Below are 3,367 nucleotides of genomic sequence, written 5' to 3'. Positions count from 1 at the left end.
GTCTTCCTGCGTGGTTCTGCCGAGGGGCGTGTCGGCTCCACCTGTCGCCCCCCGATAGCTGCCGGCGTGCCGCAGCAGCGCCACCTGGAGGTCGCGCAGCGGTGCGGGGACGTGGTCGGCGCGGCGGCGGAGCATGAGCAGCGAGACGGTCGTGCTGCCGCCGCGGATGGGTCGGGTGGTGATCACCCCGGCCGTCACGAGCGGGTCGGCCGAGATCGAGAAGTCGGGAAGGATCGCGATGCCCAGTCCCTCGGCCACCATCGCCTTGCCCACCTCGGCCCCGTCCGTGGAGTACGTCGTCGCGGGCGGCCTGCCGTCGAAGAGGCGGTGTGCGTAGCGGTGCATCACGTATCCCGGGCGCATCCCCACGAAGGGCTCGGCCCGCAGGTGCTCCACGGTCAGCTCGTCGAGCGCGGCGAGCGGGTGGTCGGTCCGCACGCAGGCCACGGGCCGGCCGTGGATGAGCTCGCCCGCCACCAGCCCGGCGGGCACGTCGTCCCCGGGCAGCACGTTGACCAGGCCGAGGTCGAGGGTGCCCTCGGCGAGGCGCTGATGGATCTCGGCCTGCTGGGCGTTGACGACCTCGGCGCCGGCGGACCCGTGGCGCGCGTGCAGGTCCCGCAGGGCGGGGATCAGCAGGGTCGAGCTCGCGGTGCTGACGGTCCCGATCCTCAGCTCGCGAGCGCGCACGGCCTGGTCGCCGGCGGCCTCGCGCAACCGGTCCACCGACTCCAGCACCTCGGTCATGTGCTGGAGCAGGTCCATGCCCTCCCGACTGATCCGCGAGCCCGAGCGCCGCCGGTCGAGCAGGGTGAGGCCGAGCTCGCGCTCGAGCTTGGTCACCGCCTCGCTCAGTGCCGGTTGCGAGATGTGCAGCGCCTCGCTCGCGCGGCGCAGCGAGCCGTGGGTGGTGACGGCCGCGACGTACTCCAGCTGCTCGATGCGCATCCGGCTGCTCCTGTTGGGTGGTGACGAGGGTGGCGATGGGCTAAAGTCTAGTAAACCACTAGTAATACTTGGAGCCATCCCATGACCACGCTCGACTCGCGTCCCGAGGCCCACAACGCCGTCGGGCGACCGGCCCACGACACCCCGCTGCTGGCGCACCTGCGCGAGGAGTGGGCGCCCCTCCTCGACGAGATCCGGGCCGGGGCCCTCCAGCGCGAGCTGGACGGCGCACTGCCCGTCGACGCGGTGCGGCTGCTCAAGGAGGCGGGGTTCGGTGCCGTGCGGATCCCCCGCGAGCTCGGCGGTCGGGGGGCGACGCTCCCCGAGCTCACGCAACTCTGGATCGAGCTCGCGGCCGTCGACGCCAACCTTCCGCAGGCCTTCCGCGGGCACTTCGCGCTCGCCGAGGACTGCCTCTGGCAGCAGGCTCGAGGTCGCGACCGGCGGGTGTGGTTCGACCGGTTCGTGGCCGGCGAGATCGCCGGCAACGCCTGGTCGGAGGCCGGCTCGACCACCATCGACACGCAGCGCACCACGCTGCGCCGGCTGGCGGGAGGGGACCACCGCCTCGACGGCACCAAGTACTACACGACCGGCAGCATCTTCGCGGAGTGGGCCGACGTCTACGTCCGCATCGTCAACCCGGACCGCCCCGACGAGGCGGACGACGACTTCGCCATCGCCGTCGTGGACACGCGTGTGCCCGGTGTGACGGTCGTCGACGACTGGGACGGGTTCGGCCAGAAGGGCACCGGCAGCGGCACCACCACCTTTGACAACGTGCGCGTCCCCGCCGCGCACGTGCTGCCGTTCGAGGAGCGCTTCCCGTACCAGGCCGCGCTCTACCAGCTGAACCTCCTCGCCACCCTGGTGGGCATCGGCCGTGCCGCCCTCGACGACGTGGTCGACCGGGTCCGCGCGCGCACGCGGAACTACTCGCACGCCAACGCCCCGCGGGTGCGCGACGACGCCCAGGTGCTGGCCCGGATCGGCGACATCGGTGCCGCGGTGTACGCCGCCGAGGCCGCGACGATCCGCGTCGCCGGCAGCCTCCAGGTCGTGGCCGACCTCGCGACCGCTGCGCCGGACCGGGTGGCGGCGGCGGTCGAGGCCGGCGAGCTGGAGTCGTCGGCCGCGCAGGTCGTGGTCTCCGACCTGGTGCTGCGGGCGACCAGCGACCTGTTCGACGCGCTGGGGGCCTCGGCGACCGCGCGCACCGAGGCGCTGGACCGGCACTGGCGCAACGCCCGCACCGTGGCGTCGCACAACCCGCGCATCCTCAAGTCGCGCGTGGTGGGCGCGCACCTGGTCAACGGCACCCCGCCGCCGTACGCCTGGTCCATCGGCTCGACCCGTCGCTCCCAGGACTGGCCCGCGCCCGCCGGATGAGGTGGGACCCCTCCGACCGACCGGTTACGCACCGGCATCGCGAGGGGGTGGGAGGCGCTGCCTGCCACCCCCTCGCCAACGTGTGGCGCGGGGTGAGCGGTGTCGCCTTGCCTTCGCTGTGCATATTGTCGATAGTTCTAATAGACATTAGAGCCGAGGAGTTCCCATGCTGGTCAAGGAGTGCGTCGCATGAGCGCCGCCGTCCACGTCGTCCCCGCATCGGGGACCGTCCCGGTCCTGTCCGCCGCCGCGGCCGTCGTCGTCGCACGAGAGCTCGCGGTCGATCTCGCCGCCACGTCGGCCGAGCGCGACCTGCACCGTGTGCTGCCGGGGGCCGAGCTCGAGCGGCTCTCCGAGTCCGGCCTGCTCGCGATCACCGTCCCCGCCGCCCACGGCGGGGCGGACCTGCCCGCGGGCGCCCTCGCGGAGGTCTTCCGGATCCTCGCCACCGGTGACCCCAACGTCGCGCAGGTCCCGCACAGCCACTTCGTCTACGTCAACGCCCTGCGCCACCGGGGCACGCCCGAGCAGCAGGAGTTCTTCTTCGGCGAGGTGATGGCCGGCAAGCGCTTCGGCAACGCCCAGTCCGAGACCGGCACCAAGCACGTCCGCGACATCCGTACGACGCTGACCCCGCTCGGTGGTGAACGGTGGCGCCTGGACGGCACCAAGGGCTACGCCACCGGCGCGCTCTTCGCCCACTGGATCCCCGTCCTGGCGCACCTCGACACCCTGATCGACCCCGGTCAGGGGCCGTTGCACGTGGCGTGGGTGGAGCGGGACGCTCGCGGTGTCACCGTCACCGACGACTGGGCCGGGATGGGGCAGCGCACCACGGGCAGCGGTGCGGTCGAGCTGGTCGACGTGGAGGTCGACGCCGCACGCATCACGCCGTTCCACCTGACCTTCGAGGGGCCGCAGACCTACGGGGCCTTCGCCCAGCTGCTGCACGCCGCGCTCGACGTCGGCATCGCCCGCGCGGCACTCGACGACGCGGCCGTGTTCGTGCTCACCAGGAGCCGGCCCTACC

At 72.8% G+C, this 3,367-nt stretch carries 3 protein-coding genes; 2 read left to right on the top strand and 1 reads right to left on the bottom strand.

Going from position 1 to position 3,367, the window contains the following annotated elements; all coding sequences use genetic code 11:
* A partial coding sequence (locus ACXJKL_RS17580) for a LysR family transcriptional regulator (protein ID WP_457208303.1) occupies nucleotides 1–948 on the bottom strand: 948 nt, incomplete at its 3' end.
* Between the two features lie 81 nt (nucleotides 949–1,029).
* Here ACXJKL_RS17580 and ACXJKL_RS17575 point away from each other — a divergent pair.
* The gene (locus tag ACXJKL_RS17575) at nucleotides 1,030–2,337 is read left to right on the top strand and encodes an acyl-CoA dehydrogenase family protein (protein ID WP_457208302.1); all 1,308 of its coding nucleotides are present in this window, start codon (nucleotides 1,030–1,032) and stop codon (nucleotides 2,335–2,337) included.
* A gap of 189 nt (nucleotides 2,338–2,526) precedes the next feature.
* Nucleotides 2,527–3,367 (top strand): acyl-CoA dehydrogenase family protein (locus ACXJKL_RS17570; protein ID WP_457208301.1); only part of this gene is annotated, 841 nt, incomplete at its 3' end.

The sequence above is a fragment of the Nocardioides sp. P5_C9_2 genome, from assembly GCF_054049555.1.
Note: the sequence above shows the minus strand (reverse complement) of the source record. Positions and strands in the feature narration are given on the sequence as shown.